Annotated in this window: 19 protein-coding genes and 1 pseudogene; 11 read left to right on the top strand and 9 right to left on the bottom strand. The window is 70.3% G+C overall.

What is annotated here, in order from left to right:
• Positions 1–22 precede the first annotated feature (22 nt).
• From ABT254_RS06945 to ABT254_RS06935, 3 genes are all read left to right on the top strand, one after another.
• On the top strand, positions 23–2,080 hold the full coding sequence (locus tag ABT254_RS06945; RefSeq protein WP_351464650.1) for an alpha-L-fucosidase: 2,058 nt from the start codon (positions 23–25) through the stop codon (positions 2,078–2,080).
• An 89-nt stretch (positions 2,081–2,169) separates the two neighbouring features.
• Positions 2,170–2,991 (top strand): phytanoyl-CoA dioxygenase family protein, encoded by an 822-nt coding sequence (locus tag ABT254_RS06940; protein WP_351464648.1) that lies wholly within the window; start codon positions 2,170–2,172, stop codon positions 2,989–2,991.
• Entirely contained in the window at positions 2,988–3,263 is a 276-nt protein-coding gene (locus tag ABT254_RS06935) for a hypothetical protein (RefSeq protein WP_351464645.1), read from the top strand. Before ABT254_RS06940 ends, ABT254_RS06935 begins: the two co-directional genes overlap by 4 nt.
• Positions 3,264–3,271: 8 nt before the next feature.
• Here ABT254_RS06935 and ABT254_RS06930 read toward each other — a convergent pair whose 3' ends face one another.
• On the bottom strand, positions 3,272–5,725 hold the full coding sequence (locus ABT254_RS06930; RefSeq protein WP_351464642.1) for a SpoIIE family protein phosphatase: 2,454 nt from the start codon (positions 5,723–5,725) through the stop codon (positions 3,272–3,274).
• Positions 5,726–5,926: 201 nt separating this feature from the next.
• Here ABT254_RS06930 and ABT254_RS06925 point away from each other — a divergent pair, with 201 nt between their 5' ends.
• Entirely contained in the window at positions 5,927–6,169 is a 243-nt protein-coding gene (locus tag ABT254_RS06925) for a hypothetical protein (RefSeq protein WP_351465617.1), read from the top strand.
• A gap of 69 nt (positions 6,170–6,238) precedes the next feature.
• Here the strand turns inward: ABT254_RS06925 and ABT254_RS06920 are convergent.
• A pseudogene (locus ABT254_RS06920) lies at positions 6,239–8,888 on the bottom strand (RICIN domain-containing protein).
• 222 nt (positions 8,889–9,110) lie between these two features.
• On the opposite strand from ABT254_RS06920, the gene ABT254_RS06915 reads away from it, so the two are divergent.
• The 4 genes from ABT254_RS06915 to ABT254_RS06900 all read left to right on the top strand — a co-directional run bounded on the left by ABT254_RS06915 (position 9,111) and on the right by ABT254_RS06900 (position 13,961).
• Positions 9,111–10,061, top strand: a complete 951-nt coding sequence (locus tag ABT254_RS06915; RefSeq protein WP_351464639.1) for an AraC-like ligand-binding domain-containing protein — start codon at positions 9,111–9,113, stop codon at positions 10,059–10,061.
• 158 nt (positions 10,062–10,219) lie between these two features.
• Positions 10,220–12,010 carry an FAD-dependent oxidoreductase gene (locus ABT254_RS06910; RefSeq protein ID WP_351464636.1) on the top strand — a complete coding sequence of 597 codons (1,791 nt, stop codon included), beginning with the start codon at positions 10,220–10,222 and terminating at the stop codon, positions 12,008–12,010.
• A 2-nt stretch (positions 12,011–12,012) separates the two neighbouring features.
• Positions 12,013–13,068 carry a maleylacetate reductase gene (locus ABT254_RS06905; RefSeq protein ID WP_351464633.1) on the top strand — a complete coding sequence of 352 codons (1,056 nt, stop codon included), beginning with the start codon at positions 12,013–12,015 and terminating at the stop codon, positions 13,066–13,068.
• Positions 13,065–13,961, top strand: coding sequence for a hydroxyquinol 1,2-dioxygenase (locus ABT254_RS06900; protein ID WP_351464630.1), 897 nt, complete (start codon positions 13,065–13,067; stop codon positions 13,959–13,961). The genes ABT254_RS06905 and ABT254_RS06900 overlap by 4 nt, the downstream gene beginning before the upstream one ends.
• An 87-nt stretch (positions 13,962–14,048) precedes the next feature.
• Here ABT254_RS06900 and ABT254_RS06895 read toward each other — a convergent pair whose 3' ends face one another.
• Entirely contained in the window at positions 14,049–15,941 is a 1,893-nt protein-coding gene (locus ABT254_RS06895) for a propionyl-CoA synthetase (RefSeq protein WP_351464627.1), read from the bottom strand.
• Positions 15,942–16,084: 143 nt separating this feature from the next.
• Positions 16,085–16,840, bottom strand: coding sequence for a hypothetical protein (locus ABT254_RS06890; RefSeq protein ID WP_351464624.1), 756 nt, complete (start codon positions 16,838–16,840; stop codon positions 16,085–16,087).
• A 152-nt stretch (positions 16,841–16,992) separates the two neighbouring features.
• On the opposite strand from ABT254_RS06890, the gene ABT254_RS06885 reads away from it, so the two are divergent.
• The 3 genes from ABT254_RS06885 to ABT254_RS06875 all read left to right on the top strand — a co-directional run bounded on the left by ABT254_RS06885 (position 16,993) and on the right by ABT254_RS06875 (position 20,447).
• On the top strand, positions 16,993–17,718 hold the full coding sequence (locus ABT254_RS06885; RefSeq protein ID WP_351464622.1) for a response regulator transcription factor: 726 nt from the start codon (positions 16,993–16,995) through the stop codon (positions 17,716–17,718).
• Positions 17,699–19,090 carry a sensor histidine kinase gene (locus tag ABT254_RS06880; RefSeq protein ID WP_351464619.1) on the top strand — a complete coding sequence of 464 codons (1,392 nt, stop codon included), beginning with the start codon at positions 17,699–17,701 and terminating at the stop codon, positions 19,088–19,090. The genes ABT254_RS06885 and ABT254_RS06880 overlap by 20 nt, the downstream gene beginning before the upstream one ends.
• Positions 19,091–19,283: 193 nt before the next feature.
• A complete protein-coding gene (locus ABT254_RS06875) occupies positions 19,284–20,447 on the top strand; it encodes a PP2C family protein-serine/threonine phosphatase (protein ID WP_351464617.1) in 1,164 nt (387 codons plus the stop codon).
• Here the strand turns inward: ABT254_RS06875 and ABT254_RS06870 are convergent.
• The 5 genes from ABT254_RS06870 to ABT254_RS06850 form a co-directional block, all read right to left on the bottom strand.
• Positions 20,429–21,238 carry a hypothetical protein gene (locus ABT254_RS06870; RefSeq protein ID WP_351464614.1) on the bottom strand — a complete coding sequence of 270 codons (810 nt, stop codon included), beginning with the start codon at positions 21,236–21,238 and terminating at the stop codon, positions 20,429–20,431. The two genes, ABT254_RS06875 and ABT254_RS06870, sit on opposite strands and share 19 nt — an antisense overlap.
• A gap of 138 nt (positions 21,239–21,376) precedes the next feature.
• Positions 21,377–21,844, bottom strand: coding sequence for a copper resistance CopC family protein (locus ABT254_RS06865; protein WP_351464611.1), 468 nt, complete (start codon positions 21,842–21,844; stop codon positions 21,377–21,379).
• A gap of 217 nt (positions 21,845–22,061) precedes the next feature.
• Positions 22,062–22,277 (bottom strand): hypothetical protein, encoded by a 216-nt coding sequence (locus tag ABT254_RS06860; RefSeq protein ID WP_351464609.1) that lies wholly within the window; start codon positions 22,275–22,277, stop codon positions 22,062–22,064.
• A 375-nt stretch (positions 22,278–22,652) separates the two neighbouring features.
• Positions 22,653–24,350 (bottom strand): purine-cytosine permease family protein, encoded by a 1,698-nt coding sequence (locus ABT254_RS06855; RefSeq protein ID WP_351464607.1) that lies wholly within the window; start codon positions 24,348–24,350, stop codon positions 22,653–22,655.
• Positions 24,351–24,890: 540 nt separating this feature from the next.
• Positions 24,891–25,973: a substrate-binding domain-containing protein gene (locus tag ABT254_RS06850; protein ID WP_351464604.1), complete on the bottom strand. Its 1,083-nt coding sequence runs from the start codon at positions 25,971–25,973 to the stop codon at positions 24,891–24,893.
• Positions 25,974–26,010 lie beyond the last annotated feature (37 nt).

Here is a 26,010-nt window from a genome sequence, read left to right as displayed (position 1 = left end):
CCTCGACCCATGGAGCCGCGCCATGTCCCCTGCCTCCCTCAGCAGACGCTCTCTGATGAAGGCCGCCGCCCTCGCCGGGGGAGTGGCGGCCTTCGGGCTGCCGCAGGTCCTGTGGCCCTCCACCGCGGAGGCGTACACCGTCCCCTCGAAGATGGACTGGTGGTACCAGGCCCGGTTCGGGATGTTCATCCACTTCGGGTCCTACTCGTATCTCGGCCACGGCGAGTGGGCGATGGACCAGGAGCGGTGGAGCAAGGCGAGCTACCAGACCCAGGTCAGCCAGAAGTTCAACCCGAGCCGGTTCAACGCCGCCGCCGTCGCCGAACTGGCCAAGAACGCCGGCATGAAGTACCTCGTGATCACCGCCAAACATCACGAGGGCTTCGCGATGTGGGACTCCGACGTGGCGAGCTTCACCGACACCACCGGCACCAAGCTGTACAACCTGCACGACTACAGCGGCTTCCAGACCGACCTGCTCGGGGACCTCAAGAGGGAGTGCGAGAGCCGCGGGATCAAGTTCTGCCTGTACTACTCGATCCTCGACTGGAACCATCCGTCACAGGTCGACCGCTACCAGGGCGGTTTCACCACGATGTCCTCGCAGGCCGCGCGCACCGCCTACATCGCCGACATGAAGGCGCAGCTCCAGGAACTGCTGGACCGCTACGACCCGGCACTGCTGTGGTTCGACGGCGACTGGTCCGGCGAGCCTTCCAGTCCCACCCTTACGGACTGGTGGCTGAAATCGGATGGCGTCGACCTCTACAACTGGCTGATCGCCCGCAAGCCCGGTCTCATCGTCAACGAACGGGTCAAGCGGGACCTCGGGCTCGGCGACTACACGGTCGCGGAGTTCGGGATACCCGCCGAGCCGATGGCTCGGCAGTGGGAGAAGTGCGCCACCATGAACGGCTCCTGGGGTTACAACGCGGGGCGTGAGACCCGCTACAGACCCTTGAAGGACATCGTCCAAGAGCTCGTCACGGTGGTCTCCCGGGACGGCAACTACCTGTTGAACATCGGCCCCACGGGCGAGGGCCTGGTCACCACCGGAACGGAGAGCGTCCTGAGCGGCCTGGCCTCATGGATGTCGACGTACAGCGACAGCATCCACGGAACCAGCGGCAGCCCGTTCGCCACCGAACCGGCGTGGGGGAAGGTCACCAAGAAGAACGGCAAGCTCTTCGCCCATGTCTTCACCTGGCCCACGAACGGCCAGCTGCGGATTCCGGCGCTCGACAACCCGATCCGCCGCGTCTATCTGCTGAACAACCCCTCGGCCTCGCTCTCCTACACCGTCAGCGGCGGCACCATCGACGTCACCGTGCCGGCCACCGCGCCGGACACCAACGTCTCCGTGGTGTGCGTCGAGGTCCAGGGCATGCCCATCAGGGTCTCACCGGCGGTGTTCGAGAACGTCAACTACCAAGGCGCCAGCGTCGTCCTGCCGCTGGGCAGCTACACCTCCTCCCAGCTGTCCGCCGCCGGCCTGGAACCCGCCATGGCCTCCTCCGTCCTGGTACCCGACGGCTACCAGGTGACGGGCTACGCCGGCGACAACTTCACCGGCACCGCCTGGACGTTCACCTCGAACACCCCCGACCTTGTGGCGACCGGCAACAATGACGCGATCAGATCACTGAAGGTGACGTTCAGGCCCGACAAGTACTTCCGCCTGACCAATGTCACCAGCCGCTTGGCGCTGGACAGCGGCGGCAATGTCGCCGGCGGGTCGAATCTGAAGCAGTGGCAGCCGATAGACAACTCCAATCTCCAGTGGCAGGCAATCGAACTCGGCAACGGCTACTACAAGCTCGTCAACCGCACCAACGGCATGGTCGCCGACGGCTGGGGCTCCACCACCAACGGCGACCCTGCCCGACAGAAGGCCTGGGACGGCAGCGACACGCAGCAGTGGCGGATCACCCACCGCGGCCAGGGCCAGTACTCGATCGCCAACCGCAGCACGGGACTGGTCCTCGACAGCGGTGGAACAGTCGCCTCAGGGTCCGTGACCAAGCAGTGGACCTGGCAGCAGAGCACCAACCTGCTGTGGACGTTCAGCCCGGTCGGCTGACCGGCACCACTCCGATGAGGATGGAAAACTACCAGCAGTGGATGATTTCAGCCCACGACGCAGCGGTCCGGGACACGTACGTTCGTCGCATGCCAACCAGCAAGCAACTCCTGACATCGGTTCAGGTGGCGCGCTTCGTCGCGCAGGGATTCCTGCGCCTGGACGGGGTGGTGCCCCAGGACATCAATGAACGGGCCATCGCGGCCTTGGCCGAGGGCCTGCAGGAAGTGGCCTACGGCACTCCGCTGGACGGGGCGTTCGCGCCCGACACCTTCGTCCACGAACTGCTGGCCCTGCCGGTTGTCGCGGGCGCTGTCGAGAGCCTGGTCGGCCCCCGGCCGACCGTCGACCACCAGGCGGTTCATGTGCGCGAGCCGCACGAGGGACAGGCGCAGCCGCTCCACGCAGACGCGATCATCGACGTGCGGCCCGATGCGTTCGACATCCAGCTCATGTACTACCCGCACGAGGTGACCGCGGAGATGGGCGGCACCCTGAGCGTGCCCGGGAGCCATCTGCGCAGGATCAACGAGACGGACGTCGGCCGCGTCCAGAACCTCAAGGGGCAGACCCGTCTTACCTGCCCGGCAGGCACGGTCGTGCTCGTGCACCACGGCATCTGGCACGGTGGCCGCCGCAACGACACCGCGCGCCGCCGCTACATGTACAAGCTCCGCCTCAACCCGACCGTGCCGCAGGTGCGTCTGTGGGACCTCTCCGACCTGGACGACCCTGCGGTGACCGCCGAACTCAACACCTACTTCCCGTGGTACGAGCAGGCCACGGCCCGACTGGAGATCTACAACCGGGCCCTGCTGTGGCGGGCGCTGACCGGTGACGACTCGTTCGACGTCGAGTACTGGGTCACGCGCGTCAGCAACCGGCCGACCCTGAAGGGGAGTCACGCATGAGGCAGCAGGTTCTGGTCCTTTACCTCGCGACGTCGGCGCTGGACTCCGACGTCGTGGGCTGGTCCCGGTACGACGGGACCGGCCGGACCCGTCCGACGACCGGCGACAGCGACGAGCCGCCCTACGCCACAGGGCTGGCCGCACTGCACGACGGGTGGCGTCTGTTCCAGGCCTCCCAACTGCTGCCACCGCAGGCCGGCCACGAGTACGACGTCTCCTTCCTCAAACACGAGTTCTTCTTCGAGAAGGTGGAGGACGGCTTCGGTCCTTGACCCGGCGCTCAGTACGGCTCGGGCACGGGGAGGGACTGCGCGCACCAGATGGTCTTGCCGTTGGTCGTGTGCCGGGTGCCCCAGCCCTGGGTGAGCTGGGCGACGAGCAACAGACCTCGGCCGCCCTCGTCGAAGGCGCGGGCCCGGCGCAGGTGCGGAGCGGTGTTGCTGGCGTCGGAGACCTCGCAGATGAGGGAGGTGTCGCGAATCAGCCGCAGCTTGATCGGCGGCTCGCCGTATCGGATGGCATTGGTGACCAGCTCGCTCACGACCAGCTCGGTGACGAAGGCGGCCTCCTCCAGGCCCCAGGCGTCCACCTGGTCGACGGCGAACTTCCTGGCGCGCGGCACCTGGGCGGTGTCGGGCTCGACGTCCCAGTCGGCGACGTGGCGGGGATCCAGCGCGCGCGTGCGAGCGAGGAGCAGGGCGGCGTCGTCGGTGCGGCGTTCGGGGAGCATGGCGTCCATCACCGTGTCGCACAGGGCCTCCAGTGAGGCGGCCGAGGGGTTCAGGGCTCGCTGAAGTTCGGCGAGCCGCTGGTCGGCGTCGCGCTCACGGCTTTCCACCAGCCCGTCGGTGTACAGGGTCAGCAGGCTGCCCTCGGGCAGCTCCAGCTCGGTGGCCTCGAAAGGCAGCCCACCGATGCCGAGCGGTGGCCCCGGAAGGGCGGGTACCGGGCTCCAGGTGCCGTCCGGGGAGATGATCAGCGGCAGGGGATGGCCGGCGCTGGCCAGCGTGAGGCGGCGGGAGACGGGGTCGTAGACCGTGTACAGACAGGTGGCCCCTGACTCGCCCGTCGCCTGGAGGTCGCCGGTGGCCTGGAGGTCGCTGGCGAGGTGGAGGACCAGGTCGTCCAGGTGCGTCAGCAGCTCGTCCGGCGGCAGGTCGACGTCGGCGAGGGTACGGACCGCCGTGCGCAGCCGGCCCATGCTCGCCGAGGCGTGCAGTCCGTGACCGACGACATCGCCGACGACCAGGGCGACCCGGGCGCCGGACAGCGGAATGACATCGAACCAGTCACCCCCCACTTCCGCGCCGGTCCCGGCGGGCAGATAGCGGGAGGCCACCTCGACCGCCTCCTGTTTGGGCAGCCCCTGTGGCAGGAGGCTGCGCTGCAGGGTCAGCGCCGTCGTGCGCTCACGCGAGTACCGGCGGGCGTTGTCGATGGCGACGGCTGCCTTGGCGGTCAGCTCCTCGGCGAGGATCAGGTCGTCGGCGGTGAAGGCCTCGGGCCGGTCCAGGCGGGAGAAGGCGACCACGCCGAGCAGCGCACCGCGGGCCCGGAGCGGCACGGTGATCCGGCCGGTCAGCCCCTCCGCGGCAAGGGACTCGTCGATCACCGGGTTGCCCGGTGGCCAGTGGGCCGGGTCGGCGGCGAGACCGGGTCCGAAGGCCCATTCGCCGCCCTCGCCGGGCTCGGCGGCGAGTTCCACCGTGGACCTGCCCGTGGCCATGCAGCGGGCGGCGACAGAACCGGGAGTGTGGCCGACCGGCGTCGTCGGCCCGGCAGCGCGGTCGGTGTCCTCGTTCGCGCTGTGCCGGGCGGCACGGCTGAGCACGATCGTCTCTCCGGGGCTGAACGCGGCCACGGAGGGCGGCTCCTCCCCGCGCAGCACCTCCTCGAAGAGATCCACGGTGACGAGGTCGGCGAATCCCGGCACGGAGGTGTCGGCCAGTTCCTGGGCGGTGCCGATCACGTCGAGTGTCCGGCCGATGCCGCCGCTGGCCTTGTTGAGCAGGAGCAGGCGCTGCCGGGCCCAGTACTCGGCGCTCATGTCGAATCCCCAGTTGGCGATCGCACGGACCCTGCCCTCGGCGTCCCGGACGGGCCAGATGCTGGTGGCCCAGGCGTTGGCGTAGTTACTGCCGAGTGGACGGAAGACGGTGATGAGACGCATCGGCTCGCCCGTCCTCGCCACCTGGGCGAGGGCGTCGGTGTAGGGCTTGTCGTCCCGTTCGGGAAACAGCGTGCGGTCGAATTCGGGGAACAGCTCGCGGTACTTCCTGCCGAGCACCTGCTCCTCGGTGTGGGCGATCACCCGGGCCGAGGAGGCGTTGATCCACAGGAACCGCAGCTCGGGGTCGTAGACGCCCAGAGCGAAGGGGCTCTGCTCGAAGGCCCGGTCGGCGATCACCGGGCGGCGTCCCCAGCGCTGGATGGTCAGCGCGTGGCCCAGCCCCCGGCTGTCGGGGCCGAACAACGGGTGAGCAGCCACCACGGCGTCCAGTGTGGAGCCGTCCCGGCGGCGCAAAGGGATGAAGCCCGTGGGGTCGGGGCCGGTGCCGTAGTCCTCGGGGAAGCCGGGTGGCGGCGGGTCGACCAGCAGATCGGTCACGGGGCGGCCGACGGTTTCCTGCGCCGTCCAGCCCAGCAGCAGCCGGGCCCCCTCGCTCCAGCCGCTCACCAAGCCGTCGGGACCCACCACGGCAACGGCAGTGGGGGAGTCCTGGTTGCCGGCCATCTCCACGCGCCATGCCTCCGTCCGGACGTCCGTGCCCGTCAGGGCTGGTTTCCAGCGGCTGCCTCCAGCCTAGATCGTCCCCTGCTCCACGGCGCTCCGGCCGGTGCGTTCGGGTTGAAACGCGTCCTGCCGTGGCCCGGGGCGCCGACGCCGTCTGCTGCTTCCAGCGGCGGCAGTCCCGGCAGGGCGCCGAGCAGCCGGGTGAAGGGCTCGCCGTACCGGGTCGTCGTCGTGCCTCCGCTGTACGCCTTCATGGACGCGCCGGTCGACAACCTCCTCGTCCACGTCCGCGGCGGCACCCTCCTCCGCGGCTTCCGGCCCGGCGTCGCGGACGAGGACGGCCTCCTGAGCGGCGACGGCTGTCAACGCGCCCTCGTCGGAAATCCGACCGTCGCCGCGGTGGTCTACTTCGTCAGCAAGCGCCGTACCGGCGAAAGGAGTTGACGACCAATCAGTTGGACGAAGCGAGCGGGGCCGCAGGCGTGGTGCCTGCGGCCCCGCTCGGGCGTCGGGTCAGGACGGGTCGCCGTACAGAAGGCCGCGTCCGTTGGTGCCGATGTAGACGCGGCCGTAGGTGTCGGGGTCGCCGGTGATGACGCCGATGCTGCCGATGGCGCCCCACTGGTGGGCGTCGTCGTTGACGCGGAGCCAGGTGGCGCCCTTGTCGGTGGAGCGGAAGACTCCGGTGACGTTCTTGACCGTGCCGATCAGGTACAGGGCCTGGTAGCCGGTGTCCGGCTTGGCCTTGCCGAAGCCGAGGGCGGAGGCGGACTGCACCGAGCCGGGCGTGGTGAAGCTACGGCCGCCGTCGGTGGAGTGCAGCAGCCCCTTGTCACCGCCGGCGATCCACAGGTCCCCGGCGATGCCGGGGACGGCCGTGAGCCGGCCGGAGGGAAGGCCGGTGGCACGGCCGGTGAAGGTCGCGCCGCCGTCGGTGCTGGCGTAGAGAGTGCCGCCGGACAGGGAGTAGAAGATCCTGGCCGAGGAGCGGTCGGCGACGACCACGGCGTCGGTGCTCAGGCCGCTGACCCTCGACCAGCTCGCGCCCTTGTCGGTCGAGCGGTACGGGGCCTGGCCGGCCTCGGTCCACACGATGGTGGAGCCGTCCGCCGCGAGCGCGACATGGCCGCTGTTCGCGCTGCCCACCGGCTCTGCCGTGAAGCCGTTCCAGCTGCTGCCGCCGTCGGTGGAGTAGGCGCCGTCCTGCGCGCCGCCCGTGCCGACGCGGACCATCACCGCGGGGGCCGACTGGGCGAAGTCGATGTCGGTGCTGCTGCTCATCAGCGGGTTCTTCAGCCGTCCGGCGGGCACCTCGGTCAGGGAGTCGTGACGGAAGCCGCCCTGGTCGCCCATGGAGGTGATGACGGTGGCGCCGCCGGGAGGCGCGATCGCGTCCGCCAGCGAGGTCTCCTCCAGCCCGCGGGCCCCGGAGGCCCAGTGGCTGGTGCCACCGCTGTCGGAGGCATTGGCGTCCTTGCTGCGCCAGATGCTGTTGCCGGTGCCGTACAACGCGTGCCCGGAGTCGAAGGGGTCGATGGCCAGCGCGGTCATCCAGTGCCCGGTGTGGGTGCCGACGTACGGAGCGACGGAGGCGTTGCGCTGCGACTTGTCGGCCAGGGCCTTCCAGGTGGTGCCGCCGTCGGTGGTCCGGTAGATCTCGTCCTCGGGCCACCACCGGTCCAGGGTGGTGACCATCACCGTGGACGGCTTCTGCGCGTCGACGGCCAGACCGGAGAACCCGTAACCACCCTGCGACGGCGAGATGTTCTTCCACACCCCGCGAGACGGGGTGTACTTCCACACCGAGCCCGCCGTCGCGTCCATGGGGCCGATGCTGTTGCTGCGTCAGGTACAGCGATCCGTCACCGGAGACCACATCGTGCTGCGGCATCTGGCCGGTGGGCTGCCCGGAGACGGCCTGCCAGCTGCTGCCGCCATCGGTGGAGCGGTACAGGGAGGTGTCCTTGTCGTTGACGCCGACATAGACCGTGTTGCTGCCGGCCGGGCCGTACGTCACGAAGGAGATGCCCGCGCCGCTGCCCGCCCCGTCCTTGACGGGGAACGAGGAGACCTGACGCCATGTCACGCCGTAGTCGGTGCTGCGCCACAGGCCGTTCTTGCGGGTGCCCAGCAGCAGGGTGGCGTGGTCCGCGGGGTCGATCACGAGCCGTTCGCCCGCCCCGCGGCCGGGTTCGTTGCCGCCCAGCTTGAACGGCAGATCGGTGCGCTGGAAGGTGCGGCCCCGGTCGGTGGAGCGCAGGATCGCGCCGTTGCCGGCCCACTCGTTGGTGTAAGTGCCCGCCCCGAGGTAGAGCCGCTTGGGGTCGACGGGGTCGCTGGCCAGCGAGTCGATGCCCAGCAGGTTCCAGTCCTTCTCGCCGAGCCAGTCGGTCAGCGGGATCCACTGCTCGGCCGCGGTGTCCCAGCGGTAGGCGCCGCCCATGTCGGTGCGCGCGTACAACAGGCCCTTCTCCTTCTGGTTGAACACCAGCCCGGTGACGTAACCGCCGCCCACCACCTGGGCGTTCTTCCACACATACGGTCCTGCCGCGGCCGTGGTCTGCGCGCCGCCGGTCCCGGCCGTCCGGGTCTCGGCCGTCTTCACCAGCTTCCACTGCTGGTTGGAGCTGCCCCTGCTGGGATATTGGATGATCGGCGCGCCCTGGGCCGTGGAGCCTCCGGAGACGTCCAGGACCTGGCCGCTCCTGCGGGAGGTGAGGGTGACGGCGTCGGTACCGCTCACCTCCTTGATCTTCCACTCCTGGGAGGTGGAGGAACGGTCGGTCTGCTGCTCGGCGGCGGCCCCCTGAGCGGTGGAATCGCCCGCTATGCCGAGCACTTTGCCGCTGTTACGGTTCACCAGCTCGTAGTAGCCGTCCCCCGCGGACTTCAGCTTCCACTGCTGGTTGGCGGTGCTCTGGTCGGCCCACTGCTGGACACGGGTGCCGTCGGCGGTGGAGAAGCCGTTGACGTCCAGCACCTTGCCGCTGCGCACGGAGACCAGCCGGTAGTAGGCGTCGCCGTCGACCGTCGCGGCCTGCGAGTCCTCCTGCGCGTACAGGAGATACGGCACGAGGACGGCGGGCACGCCGAGCAGCAGACCGGTGGCGGTCCAGCGGCGGCGGTGACGCCCGCGGCGCCCGCCGTTCGTGGGGTTGTTCATGGAGGACTGTTCTCCTTGCATGCCGTTCATGAGCGGAAAGCCGGGCTCGGCCATCGGGACTGGCCGGATCTGCTTCCCTGTTGTCACAGGCTCCGCACAGGGTTGCCGCGAGCCGGGATCTTTTTTCGGATCATTTCGAGGCGCGGTCGCCGTCGAGGGGCAAGGAGGGGCCGGCATCCCCGGGGGTTGGGAACCCCGGATTGCGGATCTACTCTCTGAACCATGCACTTGGCACCCGCAGCAGCGCCCCGTCCGGCGCAGGTGTTCTCGACGGCGCACCTGCCGTCGGTGGAGCGGTTGCGGGCCTGGGAGGAGCACAACGCCGACGCCCTGATCGCCCTGATGTGCCGTACACCGGGCGGTGAGGACTTCCGGGCGCGTGAGGACAACCTCGACCTCGGGCGGGTGCATCTGGCGCGTGTCCGCACCACCGCCCACGTCGTCGAGCGCCCTGCCGACCTCATCGAACGACGGCCCACGGGTTCCGTGGCGATCTATGTCTCCCTGCGCGGGGAGGCGCTGTTCCAGCAGGCCGGCCGGCGGCAGGTCATCCGCCCCGGCGACGTCCTGGTCTGCGATGCGGACGGCAGCTTCGTCCGCGGGTTCGGCCAGGGGCTGGACGAGCTGGCGGTGCGCGTGGACCGCCGTGCGCTGCCGGAGGGTGTGCACCTCGGGGAACCGCTTGTCGTCCGGCGTGACGAGAGCAACCCGTACGGCCGCGCGCTGGCCCGTCTCGTCGGACGCGCCGTCGGTGTCCAGGGCGCGACCCGGCCCGACGAGCAGGCCCTCGTCGACCTCGCGTCCGTCCTCGTGAGCGACGGGGCCACGCGTCCGCCCGTCGTCCATCGCGCGCTCGCCTGCGCCCTCGTCGAGGACCGGCTGCACGATCCGCGCCTGTCGGCCCCCGAGGTCGCCGAGGCCGTCGGCATCAGCGTCCGTCAGCTCACCCGCGTCTTCGCCGACGCGGGCACGACGTTCCCGCGCTATGTGCTCGGCCGGCGCCTCGAAGCCGCCTACGGCCTGCTGACCGGACCGGACGCCGCCGAGGTGCGCACGGCGACGGTGGCGACCAGGTGCGGATTCAGCTCGGTCGCCCACTTCTCGCAGACCTTCCACGCCCGGTTCGGCATCACCGCGGGCGAGCTGCGCCGTACGGCCGCGAAGCGGGACTGAACGAAAGCGGGCGAACCACCCTCGCCACAGCGACGAAGCGCCCTCGAAACAGCCGCGTCATACGGATTTCGGCCGTCCTCCACCCCGTCCCGCCCGATGCGGTCGCGGCCGGGGGCACGCTGCCTTCAAAGCGGCGCGAGAAGAAGGCGAGAGGCCCCATGCCCGAGTTCAACGACGGTCAGCGAGCGACCGAACTCCCGACATCGGCGCACGTCGAGACCGATGTCCTGATCGTCGGCTCCGGTCCGGCCGGCGCCTCGGCGGCGCTGTTCCTGTCGACCCTGGGGATCGACAACATCGTGATCACCAAGTACCGGTGGACCGCGAACACACCCCGGGCGCACATCACCAACCAGCGGGCGATGGAGATCTTCCGCGACATGGGGATCGAGGACCAGGTGCTGGCCGACGCCACCGCCCATGAGCTCGTCGGTGACACCGTCTTCTGCACCTCCATCGCGGGCGAGGAGATCGGCCGTATCCACACCTGGGGCACCCGGCCCGACCGGGAGGCGGACTACCGGCTGGCCTCGCCCTGCCTCACCGTCGACATCCCGCAGACCTATCTCGAACCGATCCTCGTCAAGAACGCCACGGTCCGCGGCACCCAGACCCGTTTCTCCACGGAGTACCTCTCGCACACGCAGGACGACACGGGCGTCACCGTCCGGGTCCGTGACCGGCTCACGGGTCAGGAGTACGACATCCGCGCGAAGTACCTCATCGGCGCCGACGGGGCCCGCTCCCGGGTCGCCGAGGACATCGGCCTGCCCTACGAGGGCGCGATGGACATCGCCGGTTCGATGAACATCACCTTCAAGGCCGACATCGCGTCCTACGTCGGCCACCGGCCCTCGGTCCTGTACTGGGTGATCCAGCCGGGCGCCAACGTCGGCGGTATCGGCGCCGGACTGGTCCGGATGGTCCGCCCCTGGAACGAGTGGCTCATCGTATGGGGGTACGACATCAACTCCGAGCCCCCCGTGGTCGACGAGACCGAGGCCATCCGCATCGTGCGGCAGCTGCTCGGCATCCCGGACCTCGACGTCGAGATCACCGGCACCAGCCTCTGGGGCAACAACGAGATGTACGCCACCCACCTCCACAAGGGCCGTGTCTTCTGCGCCGGAGACGCCGTCCACCGTCACCCGCCGAGCAACGGCCTGGGCTCCAACACCAGCGTCCAGGACTCCTACAACCTGGCCTGGAAGCTGGCGGCCGTGCTGCGCGGGCAGGCCGACCCCTCGCTGCTGGAGACGTACTCGGTGGAGCGGGCGCCCGTCGCGAAGCGGATCGTCACCCGGGCCAACAAGTCCAGCCGCGAGTTCGTCGACCTCTTCCAGGCCCTCGGCGTCCTCGACGCCAAGGACGAGGACGAGATGCGGGCCCTGATCGAGGAGCGGAAGGCCAACACCCCGGAGGGCGCGGCCAAGCGGGCCGCTCTGGTGGCGGCGATGGAGACCAAGAACTACGAGTTCAACGCGCACGGCGTCGAGCTCGGCCAGTTCTACGAGTCCGCCGCCGTCGTCTCCGACGGCACCCGCCCCGCCCCGAGCCGGGACGAGGACCTCTACCACGTCATGTCCACCAGCCCCGGCGCGCACCTCCCGCACGCCTGGGTCGGCGACAACGTCACCAAACTCGCCCTGATGGACCTGGCGCCGTACACCCGCTGGACCCTGCTCACGGGCATCGCCGGTGAGGACTGGGCCGGTGCCGCCGAGAAGGTCGGGCGGGACCTCGGCATCCCGCTCGAAACCGTGGTGATCGGCCCCGGCCGCGAGGTGACGGACCTCTACTACGACTGGGCCAAGCTGCGTGAGGTCGAGGAGTCCGGAGCGATCCTGGTGCGCCCCGACAAACACGTCGCCTGGCGCTCGATGAGCCTCGCCGACGACCCCGAGGCGGCCCTGCGCGGCGCCCTCGCCCAGCTGCTCGGAAAGGTGTGAGCGTGCGGTTCATCCACGAGACTCTGCCGCAGCGGGTCGTCTTCGCCCCCGGCGCGGCACCGGCCGCGGTGGCCGCCGAGGTGGCTGCGCTGGGGGCGACGAAGGTGATGCTGATCGCCGCACCGGCGGAGGCGGCCTTCGCCGACCGCCTCGGGGCGGACCTGCCGGTGGCGGTGCGCCACGACGAGGTCGTCATGCATGTCCCGGTCGACGTCGCCGAGCGCGCCCGGAAAGCCGCCACGGAGGGTGCCGTGGACGCGCTGGTGTGCGTCGGCGGCGGCTCGACGACCGGCCTGGCCAAGGCGGTGGCGCTGACGACCGGCCTGCCGATCGTGGCCGTCCCGACCACGTACGCCGGTTCGGAGGCGACGAACGTCTGGGGCCTGACCGAGGGCGAGGTGAAGACGACCGGGGTCGACCCGCGGGTCCTGCCGCGCTCGATCGTCTACGACGCCTCGCTGCTGTCGAGCCTGCCGGTGGAGATGTCCGTGGCCAGCGGTCTCAACGCCCTGGCCCACTGCGTCGACTCGATGTGGGGGCCGCGCGCCGACCCGATCGACCGGGCCCTTGCGGCCGAGGGAATCCGCGCTCTGGCCCAGGGCCTGCCCGCCGTGGCCGCCGCCCCCACCGGACTGGAAGGGCGCGAACAGACGCTGTACGGCGCCTACTTGGCCGCCGTCGCCTTCGCCTCGGCCGGCTCGGGCCTGCACCACAAGATCTGTCATGTGCTGGGCGGAATGTTCAACCTGCCGCACGCCCAGACCCACGCGGTGGTGCTGCCGCACGTGCTCGCCTTCAACGCCCCCGCCGTACCGGAGACCGAGCGGCGCATCGCCGAGGCCTTCGGCAGCCGAACGGCGGTGGCGGGACTCACCGCACTGCGCGCGACGCTCCACGCCCCCCGCGCGCTGCGTGACTACGGCATGCCCGAGGACGGCATCGCACGGGCAGTCGCCCCCGTCCTGGCCGCCGTCCCCGCCGGCAACCCCACTGATGTCACCGAGGAGAACCTCACCGCGCTGCTGCGCGCGGCCTGGGAAGGAAGTGACGCCGTATGACGCTCCACGATGTGTCTTCCGAGCAGGCGGCCCGGGAGGAAGACCTGATCGCGCGCGTCCAACGCTCCTTCGACGCCTGCCAGGATCCGCGCCTGAAGGAGCTGATGCAGGGGATCGTCAAGCACCTGCACGCCTTCCTGCGCGACGTCCGCCTCACCGAGGAGGAGTGGAACAAGGGCATCGAGTTCCTCACCGCCGTCGGCCATCTGACCGACGACAAGCGCCAGGAGTTCATCCTGCTCTCCGACACGCTCGGGGCGTCGATGCAGACGATCGCCATCAACAACGAGGCCCACGGCGACGCCACCGAGGCCACCGTCTTCGGCCCCTTCTTCGTGGCGGGCTCCCCGACGATCGAGCCGGGCGGGGACATGTCCTTCGGGGCCGCCGGCGAGCCCTGCTGGGTCGAGGGAACCGTCCGCGACACCGACGGCGCCCCGATCGCCGGGGCGAAGATCGAGGTGTGGGAGGCGGACGAGGACGGGTTCTACGACGTCCAGTACGACGACGACCGGGTGGCCGCCCGCGCGCACCTGTTCACACAGGCCGACGGGAGCTACCGCTTCTGGGGTGTGACACCGACGCCGTACCCGATCCCGCACGACGGCCCGGTGGGCAGGATGCTGGCGGCGACCGGCCGCTCGCCGATGCGGGCCTCGCACCTGCACTTCATGGTCGAGGCACCCGGCTGCCGCACCCTGGTCACGCACATCTTCGTCCGGGGTGACGAGCTGCTCGACTCCGACACGGTCTTCGGCGTCAAGGAGTCCCTGGTCAAGGACTTCGACCGGCGTCCGGCGGGCACGCCGACCCCCGACGGGCGGGCCGTCGACGGCACCTGGACACAGGTCCGTTTCGACATCGTCCTCGCCCCCGCCGACGGCCGGGGATGACCCGGGTCCGCGGCAGGGTCCTGCATGCCGCGGACGACCACGGACGGGCCCGCGTCACGGATCCGGCCCGTCGGCGGGGGGCATTGCTCACACGTGGTGACCGGGGCCGCGGCGCAGCACAGGGCGCAGGTCCTCGATGACGCTGGGGTCGTCCACCGTGGAGGGGATGGGCTCGTCCAGGCCGTCGGCGATGCCGCGCATGGTCTTGCGCAGGATCTTCCCGGAGCGGGTCTTGGGCAGGGCCGGCACGACGGCGACGTCCTTCAGGGAGGCGACGGCGCCGATGCGTTCGCGCACCAGCTGGACGAGTTCGGCCTCTACGTCGGCCGGTTCGCGGACGGTGCCCGCCTTCAGGACGACGAGACCGCGCGGAATCTGTCCCTTGAGGTCGTCGGCGACGCCGATGACGGCGCATTCGGCGACATCGGGATGGGTGGCCAGGACCTCTTCCATGCTGCCGGTGGACAGCCGGTGTCCGGCGACGTTGATGACGTCGTCGGTGCGGCCCATGACGAAGACATAGCCGTCGGCGTCGATGTGCCCGCTGTCGCCGGTGAGGTAGTAGCCGTCGAAGGCTGAGAGGTAGGAGCCGATGAAGCGCGCGTCGTCGTTCCAGAGGGTGGGCAACGCCCCCGGAGGCAGGGGGAGTTTGACGACGATCGCGCCGTCGACGCCGGGCGGCGCGGGCTGTCCGGAGGGGTCCAGTACGCGGACGTCCCAGCCCGGCAGCGCGCGGGTGGGCGAGCCGGGTTTGACCGGGGCGGCCTCGATGCCGACCGGGTTGGCGACGATGGGCCAGCCGGTCTCCGTCTGCCACCAGTGGTCGATCACCGGGATGTCGAGGAGGGCGCTCGCCCAGTGGTAGGTCTCGGGGTCGAGGCGCTCGCCGGCGAGGAAGAGATAGCGCAGGCGGGACAGGTCGTACTCCGCGGCGAGGGCGCCCTTGGGGTCCTCCTTCCTGATCGCCCGGAAGGCAGTCGGCGCGGTGACCATGGTCTTGACGCCGTACTCGGCGGCGACCCGCCAGAACTGGCCCGCGTCCGGTGTGCCGACCGGCTTGCCCTCGTACAGGACGGTCGTGGCGCCGGCCAGCAGCGGGCCGTAGACGATGTACGAGTGCCCGACCACCCAGCCCACGTCGGAGCCGGTGAACATGGTCTCGCCCCGGCCGATGTCGTACACGGCACCCATCGACCAGTGCAGGGCCACCGCGTAGCCGCCGCAGTCGCGGACGACCCCCTTGGGCTTTCCCGTCGTCCCGGACGTGTAGAGGATGTAGAGCGGGTCCGTCGCGGCCACCGGCAGACAGTCGACAGGCGTCGCGGTGGCGACCAGGTCGGCCCAGTCGAGGTCGTCCGGCCCCAACTCGGCCCGCTCCTGCGGCCGTTGCACGATCACGCGTTTCTCCGGCCGGTGCCCGGCGAGTTCGATCGCACGGTCCAGCAGCGGCTTGTACGCGATGACCCGCTTGCCCTCGATGCCGCAGGAGGCGGAGACGATCACCTTCGGGGTGGCGTCGTCGATGCGGACGGCGAGTTCCGGCGGCGCGAACCCGCCGAAGACGACCGAGTGGATGGCACCGATGCGGGCGCAGGCCAGCATGGCGATGGCCGCCTCGGGGATCATCGGCATATAGATGACCACCCGGTCGCCGTGCCCCACCCCGAGCCGCGTCAGGCCTCCGGCGAAGGCCGCCACCTCGTCCCTCAGCTGCGCGTAGGTGTAGCTACGCCGCGTGCCGGTCACGGGGGAGTCGTGGACGAGAGCGGGCTGGTCGCCCAGGCCGGCCTCGACGTGCCGGTCGAGCGCGTTGAAACAGACGTTGAGCCGCCCGTCGGGAAACCAGCGGTAGAAGGGCGCACCGGAGGAGTCCAGGGCGCGTTGCGGGGCGACATCCCAGTCGATGCCCTCCGCGGCCCTCAGCCAGAAGGCTTCCGGGTCTTCGGTACTGGAGCGGAAGACATCCTCGTACGTTCCCATGGCGCACTCCTGTGTGGCATCGCGGGCTGGCGGGTGACGGCGTGCAGAACGCTGTCGGCGCAGGCCTTTTTTCTATCGTCACCACGTCGGGCCGGCCAGCAGAACCCCGGGTCCCCCCTCCTTCGCCAGGTGCTCCCGCGCCCCTAACCCCTGACCGCGACCAGCACGTTCTCTTCGAAGGGACCGCCCTTCACGGTGATCTCCTTCACCGTGCCGATGCCCTTGACGTAGTACTTGTTGTCGACGACGCCGGGCTCCAGTGGTGTCCATTCCTTGGTGCGGAGGGTGCCCGAGAAGTTCTTGTAGGGGACGGACACGCGGGAGGTGAGATTCAGGACCTGGAAGTGGTCCTCGGCCTGGCCGGGGTAGTACTCCTGCTGCCCGCCGGCCCCGGGCACGGGGTGGGCGGGGAGGAAGATGCCGGGCCGGGCGCCATTCTGGCCGGCGTGCCAGGTTCCCTCGGTGGAGACCATGTTGCCCTGGGCATCGAGTTCGGCGGTGTCCTCGCCGAAGTACCAGACGTTCCCGGTGGCGTCCTGGGCGTAGTAGTCGCGCGTGGCCTCGTGAAGCGTGCGGCCGATATAGAGGCGGTCCAGTACGACACGGCAGGGGATGCCGGTGATCTTCTGGGTTTCCCGGCTGCTGGTGAGGTACTCGGTGGACTTCGCACCGTCCTTGACGCCGCTGTACACCAGGGTCCGTCCCGGGGTGAGGGGGAACCACGGGTTGTCGACGGTCGCCGAGAAACTGTGGGGAGACGGGGTGGCCGCCGTCGCCTGGTGGTGCGGACTCGAACTCGGCGAACAAGCCGTCGTGACGAGTACGGCCGCGCAGCCGACGACGGTGAGAGCCAGCGCCGTGTGCGCCGCGTCGGAGCGGCCCGTGGATATGCGGATCATGGCGACTCCCTGGTCGGGCGGTGGGCTTCCAGCCTGCTCGCCCGGGGCTAAGGGGATCCTGAAACGGGCCACGCGCCTCACCTCGTCGGCTCAGCGTCCTCTTATCCACGCGCACTACGCTGGACGCAGCAGGGCCTGTCCGAGGAGGCGCCATGCGGATTCTCGTGGTCGAGGACGAAGCCCTCATGGCGGAGCTGCTGCGGCGCTGCCTCGTGGAGAACGGCTTCGCGGTCGACGTGGCCCCCACCGGCGAGGACGGCCTCTGGTACACGGGGGAGAGCGACTACGACGCGATCGTCCTGGACGTGATGCTGCCGGGCAAGAACGGATTCGGCGTGCTGCGCGAGATGCGCGCCGCCGGCTCGTGGGCGCCCGTGCTGCTGCTCACCGCACGCGATGCCGTCGAGGACCGTGTACGGGGCCTCGACCTGGGCGCGGACGACTACCTCGTCAAGCCCTTCGCGCTCGCCGAGCTGCTGTCCCGGCTGCGCGCCCTGATACGCCGTGGCGCCCGCGAGCGGCCCGCCGTGCTGACCGTGGGCGATCTCAGCCTCGACCCGGCGACCCGCTCAGTGGTCCGCGACGGCAGGCCGATCACCTTGACGGCCAAGGAGTTCGCCCTGCTGGAATGCCTGATGCGGCGGCCCGGCCAGGTGCTCTCCAAGTCCGAACTGATCGAGCACGTCTGGGACTTCACCTTCGACGCGGACTCGAATGTCGTGGAGGTGTACGTCGGCTATCTCCGGCAGAAGATCGACCGGCCCTTCGGAACGCAGTCCCTGCGCACATCCCGTGGCGCCGGCTACTGGCTGCGCGACGATTCGGCCGACCGGACAGCCCGCGCGAAGCAGGCCGGCCATGCTCAGGGCGTTCTCTAGGCTGCCCGTCCGGCTCCGGCTGACCCTCGCGTTCTGCCTGGGGATGGCGGCGGTGATGGCTGCGCTGGGCGCCTTCCTCTACACCCGGATGGGTACGGAGCTGACCCGCGCCATCGACCTGGACCTGCGCGCACGGGCAGCGGCCTCGGTCAGCTCGCTGACCCAGCGTGAACGGGCGCCGCTGGACGCGGGACGCGGGCTCATCGACCCCGACGAGTCGTTCGGCCAGATCCTGTCGCCGAGCGGCGACGTGGTGGCGACGACCCCCGCCGTCGCGGCGGCGCCGATGCTGCCGCCGGGCACCACCCGCGCCGTCAACAAGCCGGTCTCCCTCGACCGCCGAGTCGTGGGTGTCGACGATCCGGCCCGGCTCCTCGCCGTGCCGGTCCGGCTGCCGGGTCCGGTCCCTCAGCCCGCCGTCCTCGTGGTCGGTGCACCGCTCGGCGACCGCGCGGAGGCCCTGCACCAACTTCTGCTCCTGCTGCTCGCCGGCGGTCCGCTCGCCCTGTTCGCGTCCTCGTACGCCGGATGGCTGCTGGCGGGCGCCGCGCTGCGCCCGGTCGAGCGCATCCGCCGGGAGGCTGCCGCGATCTCCGAGACCGAGCCCGAGCGGCGGCTGACCGTTCCGCCGGCCCGGGACGAACTCGCCCGGCTCACGGACACGCTCAACGCCATGCTCGCCCGCCTCCAGGAGGCCCTGGAGCGCGAGCACCGCTTCGTCGACCTGGCCGGACACGAACTGCGCACGCCCCTGGCGCTGCTCAGGGCCCAGCTCGAACTGGCCACGGCACGTCCGCGCGACCGGGCCGAGCTGGAAGCCGCCGTACGGTCGGCCACCGCCGAGACCGACCGGCTGGTCGGTCTCGCCGAGGATCTCCTCGTCCTCGCCCGTACCCGAGGAGGCCGACTCCCGCTGCGTCGCGAGCCCGTATCGCTCGAGCCGCTGCTCACCCACGCGGCCGACGCGTTCCGGACCCGTGCCATCGCCCAGGGAGCGACCATCGCCGTAGAACCTGCCGGCCTCCCCGAAGCGACGGCCGACCTCGATCCGGTTCGCCTGCGCCAGGTCCTGCACAACCTCCTGGACAACGCCCTGCGACACTCAGGGCCCTCGGGCCCGGGCCGTATCACCCTGGGCGCCGACCGCGCCGATGGCGTGATGTACCTGCGCGTGCACGATCAGGGTCAAGGGTTCCCGCGCGCCGTGCTCGCCGGTCCACCACCGGACCGGCTCCCCGGTGTGCGGGCCGCCGGGCTCGGCCTGTTCGTCGTAGGGATGATCGCCGAATCCCATGGCGGCCGTGTGACCCTGGCCAACCGGCCGACGGGTGGAGCCCTGGTCACCGTGAGTCTGCCGACCTCGCATGCCTGAGGTCGTCTCCTGCGTCCACTGCTGGGCGCCGGCCCGCGCGCGGTCCGTGCGGGCGTTCGGCGTCAGGTAGCTTTCTTATGTCTGTTTATTCCTTTTTAGGGTGTTCGGTGTCGTGGGATGGTTCCACTCGCTTCGAAAACCGGCGGCGGAGGAGCCTGTCGCGCACCCGGTCCTGCCCGCCCAGGATCTCGGCGTGTCATCGCAGCTGGCCGCGCTGCGCACGGCGGCGGCTCGGATCGGCACCACGCTGGACGAAGGCACCACGTGCGGGGAGCTGACTCGTGAGGCCGCCAGGCAGACGGGCGGAACGGCGGCACTGCTGCGGCCGAGAACGCAGACCGGCGTCGCATACGAAGCCGTCAGCGGGAACCCGGCCGTCCTGCCTGATGCCCGGTGGGCCGCCCCTGCGACACAGGAGGCGCCGGGGCTGGAGGAGAACAGGGCTGCTTGCCCGGCGCCGGAGGGGCCCGGCCCCGCCTTGTGCGTGCGACTGGCCACCAACGGGCACCTCTACGGCACGCTTGTGTGCGCCCGGGACGGCGCACCCTTCACCGGCCTGGAGGCGGCATTCCTCGCCTTTCTCGCCGAGCACGCCGCCTCCCACATCCGGCACGCCCGGGAGCACGACCAGGTCAGCGGCATCGTCGGCAAGCTGCAGCGCGCCCTGCTGGCGGACCCCGGCCGCCCGCACCCCAACCTGGACGTCGCCATCCGCTACCTGCCGGTCGGCCAGAGCGCCGTGGTCGGCGGCGACTGGTGCGAGACCGTCCGGCTGCACTTCGGCCGGACCCTGCTCATCGTCGGCGACGTCATGGGACACGGCTTGGAGGCGGCCGTCGACATGACCGCCTACCGCTCCTCCCTGCGCTACATCGCCTCCGCCGACCTGCCACCTCACCGCGTCCTGCGCCAGCTCGACGACATCGCCTCCAGGGAGCCGGACCGCCGACCGGCCACCTGCCTGATCGCGCGCCTCGATCCCAACCGCGGCCAGGTGACCCTGGCCAGCGCCGGACACCTGCCCCCAGCCGTCATCGACGGACAGGGTCGTACCGCCCTGTTGCCGATTCCTGTCGGCCCGCCCCTGGGCACCGGCCTGGGGGGCTACGAATCGGCCACCTACCGACTGGAGTCGTCCCAGACGCTGATGCTCTTCACGGACGGGCTCGTCGAGCGTCGCGGCGAGGACATCGATCAGTCCTTGGCCCGGCTGTCGGGCGTCGGGATCGAAGGCGGCGCGGGTGTCGAGGACGTCCTCGACACCATGCTCACCCGCCTCGACGCCGGCCACGCCGAGGACGACGTGGCCGTCCTGGCCGCCCGCCTGCACCATCGCCCCTACGACGCGCGACGCTGAACGGCCTGCACCTGTGCCTGCCCAGGCCGGAGAAGGACGTCAGCCGAAGCGGCCAACGCCTCCACCGCCGACCAGTCCAGGACCTGCGCAAGGTCAGCCTCTACCGGACGGTGCAGATCAGCGGCGTGCCGATGACGTACGGCTCGAAGGGCGACCGCCAGGTGTCGTAGCAGCGGGAGCAGGAGAACTCGAGGGGGCCGCCGTTCGTGGCCGGGGCGGGTGAAGGAGCCGTACCAGGACGGCTCACCGGGGCGGGCCGTGACCGGCCCCCTCGCAGGAGGTCCCCGGCGGGTCACGGCATGCCGCAGCAGGAGCTGCCGCATGCACCGCTGCCGCGCGTCACGCCCCCGGACGACGGCGTGGGACGGCGGCTCGGCGAGGGCGACGGTCACCGGCCACCGGAGGCCGGAACCGCGGGCCAGCGTGGCAACTTGTCGCAGAAGCGACCACACGGCCGCCTCACCGCACCGCAGCCACCAGGCGGCCACCAGTGCCGCCGCGGCGTGCGCCGTCATCGCCCGTCCGTCGGCTCCGTGCTGCGTCATCACGGACGCCGTCATGGAGCCGGGTGCACCAGGTGTGGCGGGCCCGGTGTGAAGGGACGTGGCGTCGAAGAACATGTGCAGGCCGACCTGGACCGCGGCCATGGCGGGGCAGATCCCGGTCAGCGACCGCTCGTGGCCCGCTAGCGGGCAGCCGAGGGCGAAGACCGTGGCGAAGGCGACGCCCTCGGCCCACAAGGCAGGGGCCGGATGTCCCGCGAGGCTGTGTCCGGCCGCCGCGAGCGTCACGCACACCGCGGCGAAGACGGCGGCCCGCAGGCTCCGTAGTGCCCCCGACGCCGGGTGGTGAACTTCCCCGGGGCATGGGCGAGTTGCGGGTCTGTGGCGGCGGGAATGCTCCGTGAGCGGGACGACGTGGGCCAAGGTTTACCGTCCCTCTCCGGGGATCCGCACCGTCCTGGTCCGGGTGACCTCGTCGATGGCGGTGGTCTGTACGGTGTTCGGCGACCTGGTCCGCGGGGCCGTGACACGACCGGACGCAGCGCCGACGGAAAAGAGGAACGCCCCGGCCACCGGGTGCGTGTCGGCGGACACGACGTGCCACGCCACGGTGTACGTCCCGTGCGGCCGGCTGCTTCGCAGCGCCACGCGCACGATCGCGTCGCCGCCCTCGGCGTGCTGTGGGGGGCCGTCGTCCACACGGCTGCCGCTCGGGCCGAAGACCTGGATCGAGTCGTCGGCGATCCCCACTCCCTCGCCCAAGGTCAACGTGATGCGCGTCGACAGCAGGGCGGCATGCGCCGAGGCGTTTGCGGCACCTGCGAGGGAAACCGCCGACACCGCAGCGCACACCACCAGGGACCGGACCAGCCGCCGGACCCGAGTCGTGATCACCGGCCGTGCGGACCTGAGCCGACCCGTCGTCATGTACAGGTAAGTTGGGCCCCGCCGTTTGCCGCGGCATCGCTACGCCGTTCGGCCACCGTTAAGTCGCCCTCCGCCGGCGGCGGGTGCCGCGGTGAGCTGTGCGTGGGACCTGTGCGTAGTTCGTGATGGTGGTCGCCGGCGATCACCGGGGGCCGACGACAACCGGAGTCGCGGTGGCCGGGGATCAGGCCACGGCGATGCCGTCGAGCTTGCCGGCCTTGGCGTCGGAGACCAGGTGGGAGAACTGGTCAGCGCTCATCTGCACACGCTGGCCGAAGTCGTCGGTCAGGGTGATTCGCTGTTCGGCGGGGGCGTTCGGGTCGACGAACAGTTGGGGACAACCGCAGTCGCAGTTGCCGCAGAAGGTCGCCACGGGCTCCAGTCCGTTGGTCTCGGGCATGCTGCTCCACCTCCGTGAATGTGGGGTCGCGGCGCATCGGTGTCCGAAACCGCCGGCCGCAGGGACTGCCCGAGGGATACCCGGCGCGACGCGGCCGGACGCGCGCCCCCGCCCCGGGTGGGGGCGCGGTCGATGGCCTGCGCGCGCTCGTGCTCCTCCCGCGCTTCCGGTGCCTCGATATCGCCGGGATGGCCGGGAACTGAACGGCCCTCGGCTCCGACTTGTACGGGGGGCAGGGTTTCCGGGCAGTTCGCGGGTGGCGGTGGTGCGCAGGCCAGGGCGGGGACCCACCGCCCGAAGGACAGCCGGCATCGGCTCCGGCCCGCGTCGAAGGACGCGGGCCGGAGCCGATCACCCATGGATGTGCGGGTGGGGTCAGTCCGCGGATCGGACGGTCGGCATGGCGAGTACGACTGGTCCGGTACCGGCGCCGCTCTTGCAGGAGTCGTGGCAGTCCTTCTCCAGGCTGCAGCACAGGGAGCAGATGGGCCCGGAGTGGAAGGAGCAGTTGGCCACGTCGGGCCGCTCGAAGTCGGTGGTGCACACGGTGCAGGTGAGCGTGACCGCCGACGGCAGGCCGTCGGCGCCGAGCAGCGGCTCCTCCAGGTCGTCGACCCGGGCGATGTAGTACTTGCCCTTGGTCAGCACCGCGAAGAGCGGCGAGAGCACCATGGCCAGGAACAGGGCGATGAACGGGGAGTACGCCTTGCCGTAGTCGCCGAAGGCGTTGAAGTACGCGGCGATGGAGACGGCCGAGGCGATGAGCATCGAACCGAAGCCGACAGGGTTGAAGTTGTGGAGGTGGGCGCGCTTGAACTCGATGTACGAGGGGCTGAGCTTCAGCGGCTTGTTGATGACGAGGTCGGCGACGACCGCGCCGATCCAGGCGATGGCGACGTTGGAGTAGAAGCCGAGCACCGTGTTGAGGAAGCCGAAGACGCCGCCCTCCATCAGGGCCAGGGCGATCCCCACATTGAGGAAGATGTAGACGACCCGGCCGGGGTGACGGTGGGTCAGCCGGGAGAAGAAGTTCGACCAGGACAGCGAACCCGAGTAGGCGTTCGTCGAGTTGATCTTTATCTGGGAGAGGATCACGAAGAACGTGGCCAGGCCCAGGGCCACGGGCGCGGCGAAGGTCTTGAAGCCGTGCACGTACTGCTGGATGGGCTCGTTGGCCTTGGACAGGCCCACACTGCCGGCGATGTAGAAGGCGAGGAAGGCCCCGCCGATCTGCTTGGCCGCGCCGAGTACCACCCAGCCCGGGCCGGCCGAGAGCACCGCGCCCCACCACTTCCTGCTGTTCTCGGGTGTCTTGTCGGGCATGAACCGCAGGTAGTCGACCTGCTCGCCGATCTGCGCGATCAGGGACAGCGCCACGCCTGCGCCCGCGCCGATGCCGAGCATGCTGATGCCGGAGCCGGTGGGGGAGTTGCCGGCGAAGTGTGTGAACTGCGAGAACTTGCCCGGCTCCTGGATGGCGATGGACACGAACGGCGCGACCATCAGCACCAGCCAGACCGGCTGCGTCCACACCTGCATCTTGGACAGCGCCGTCATGCCGTAGATGACGAGCGGCAGGATGATGAGGGAGCAGATCAAGTAGCCGACGGCGAGCGGGATGTGCAGCCCCAGCTCCAGCGCCTGCGCCATGATCGAGCCTTCGAGGGCGAAGAAGATGAAGGTGAAGCTGGCGTAGATGACCGAGGTGAGCGTGGACCCGAGGTAGCCGAAGCCCGCGCCCCGGGTCAACAGGTCCATGTCGATGGAGTACTTCGCCGAGTAGTACGAGATCGGGATGCCGGTCAGGAAGATGACCACTGCCGCGGCGAGGATGGCCACCATGGCGCTGGAGAAGCCGTTGGAGATGGCGATGGAGCCGCCGATGGCGAAGTCGGCGAGGTAAGCGATGCCGCCCAGGGCCGTGGTTGCCACCACATAGGGGGTCCAGCGGCGGAAGGACTTCGGCGCGTAGCGCAGCGAGTAGTCCTCCAACGTGTCGTTCTGCGCCCAGTTGTTGTACGTCCGTCCGCCCGCACTCGCCGGTGGCGCTTCTTTGTCGACGATCTCCGTCACGACTCTTCCCTCTTCCGGACGATGGGCCACGACCCGGATGACTCCGGGTGTTTCCAGGGAAGAGTCGGGTCCTTCTGTTTCTCGGGCGTTTCCCGTTCTTTAAAAGGGAGTTCTTTGACGGGCCCTTTGTGTGACGCGCGTAGAAAATAGGGCATCCGGAATTGAACAAGGCTGGTCGGAGTGTCTGAATGTGCCTTCTGAGCTGGTCACTTTGTTGCTGTCCGCGACGAAAGGTGAGAGTCCCGTGCGGATTCCTGGCGCAATTCTCTGTCGAGCGCCGGGTGGGTGACGGCTGTTTACGGAGGTTGGGGTGAATTTCGCGATTGCGTACGGTCCGGCGGGGGTTCGTCGGTGCCTGTCTCGCGCCTCCGGGGTGGGAAGGCGGGAGGGCGGTGCCCGGCGCGGCCTGCGTCATGGATGGCGGCTTGCCTCGCTTGATACTTCCCGTAGAAAGTATTTCTGCGGCAGGGTATTGTCAACGGCCACACGGGACAGCGGCCTGAGAGGTGCGCTGACCAGCCCCAACGGGAGGGCGAGGAGTCAGAGTTGGGCGACGATGTGGAAGTCGAAGGCGTCCGCCCGGGCCAGATACAACCGTTGGGCGAGATGGTTGCCGTCCAGCCGCAGCAGGCCCCGCGGGCCCTCGTAGGACACCGTGTCCGCGACGGCGCACATCGCCCGGACGTCCAGCGACCGGGTCCGCTCGGCCAGCGCCGCCAGCAGCCGTACCCCTTCGAAGCAGGACTCGCCGAGGCTCCCCACGACGGGTGCCTGCACCCCGAAGCGGGCCGCGTAACGGGCGCTGAAGTCCAGGCTCTCCGCGGTCGCGAGCGTCTCGAAGAACCCGGCCGCCGCCCAGAGCCCCTCGGTGGCCTCGGCGCCGGTGGCCAGCAGGATGTTCTCGTCCATGTGGGTGCTCAGGCGCAGACACCGCTGGTGAAGACCGTATGCGGCGAACGCCCGGTTGAAGCGGGCCGCGTCGTCCCCGATCAGCAGCATCAGCACCGCGTCGGCCTCGCTCCGCTCGACCCGGCGCAGCACTGGCCCGAACTCGTGCGTCCCCAGCGGCACGAAGACCTCGTCCCGCACCCGGCCACCACAGGCGCGGGCATACCGTCGCGCGGCACGAGCGGTCACCCGCGGCCACACGTAGTCGTTGCCCACCGTGCACCAGCGCCGCGCCCCGGTCGCCTCGGCCAACAGCCGCATCGCGGGGAGCAGTTGGGCGGCGTCGGTCTCGCCGGTCAGGAAGACTCCGGGGGTGCGCTCGCCGCCCTCGTACTGGGCGGTGTAGACGTACGGCACCCGGCCCGCGATCCGTGGCAGCAGTGCCTGGCGGACCGCCGAGGTGTGCCAGCCCAGCACTCCGTCGACGGCGCCCAGCGACACCAGGGCCTCGACCTCGGCAGCCACCTGCTCGGGCGATCCCCCGCCGTCCACCGTGACGAGCCTGACCTCCCGGTCCAGCACGCCGCCCACGGCGTTGAGCTCTTCCACGGCCAGTTGCGCGGCCAGTTCGCAGGACGGGCCGAAGACCCCCGCCGGCCCTTGCAACGGGACGACCAGAGCCACGACCAGCGTCGTGCTCGTGTCGCCGTTCCCTCTGGGCGGCACCGGATGCACAGATCACCTCCGTGAGGGCATGGGGCGCGCGGATCCC

It is taken from the genome of Streptomyces sp. NPDC001137, assembly GCF_040298885.1.
Taxonomy (GTDB): Bacteria; Actinomycetota; Actinomycetes; order Streptomycetales; family Streptomycetaceae; genus Streptomyces.
This window is presented reverse-complemented; position numbering and strand designations above follow the sequence as displayed.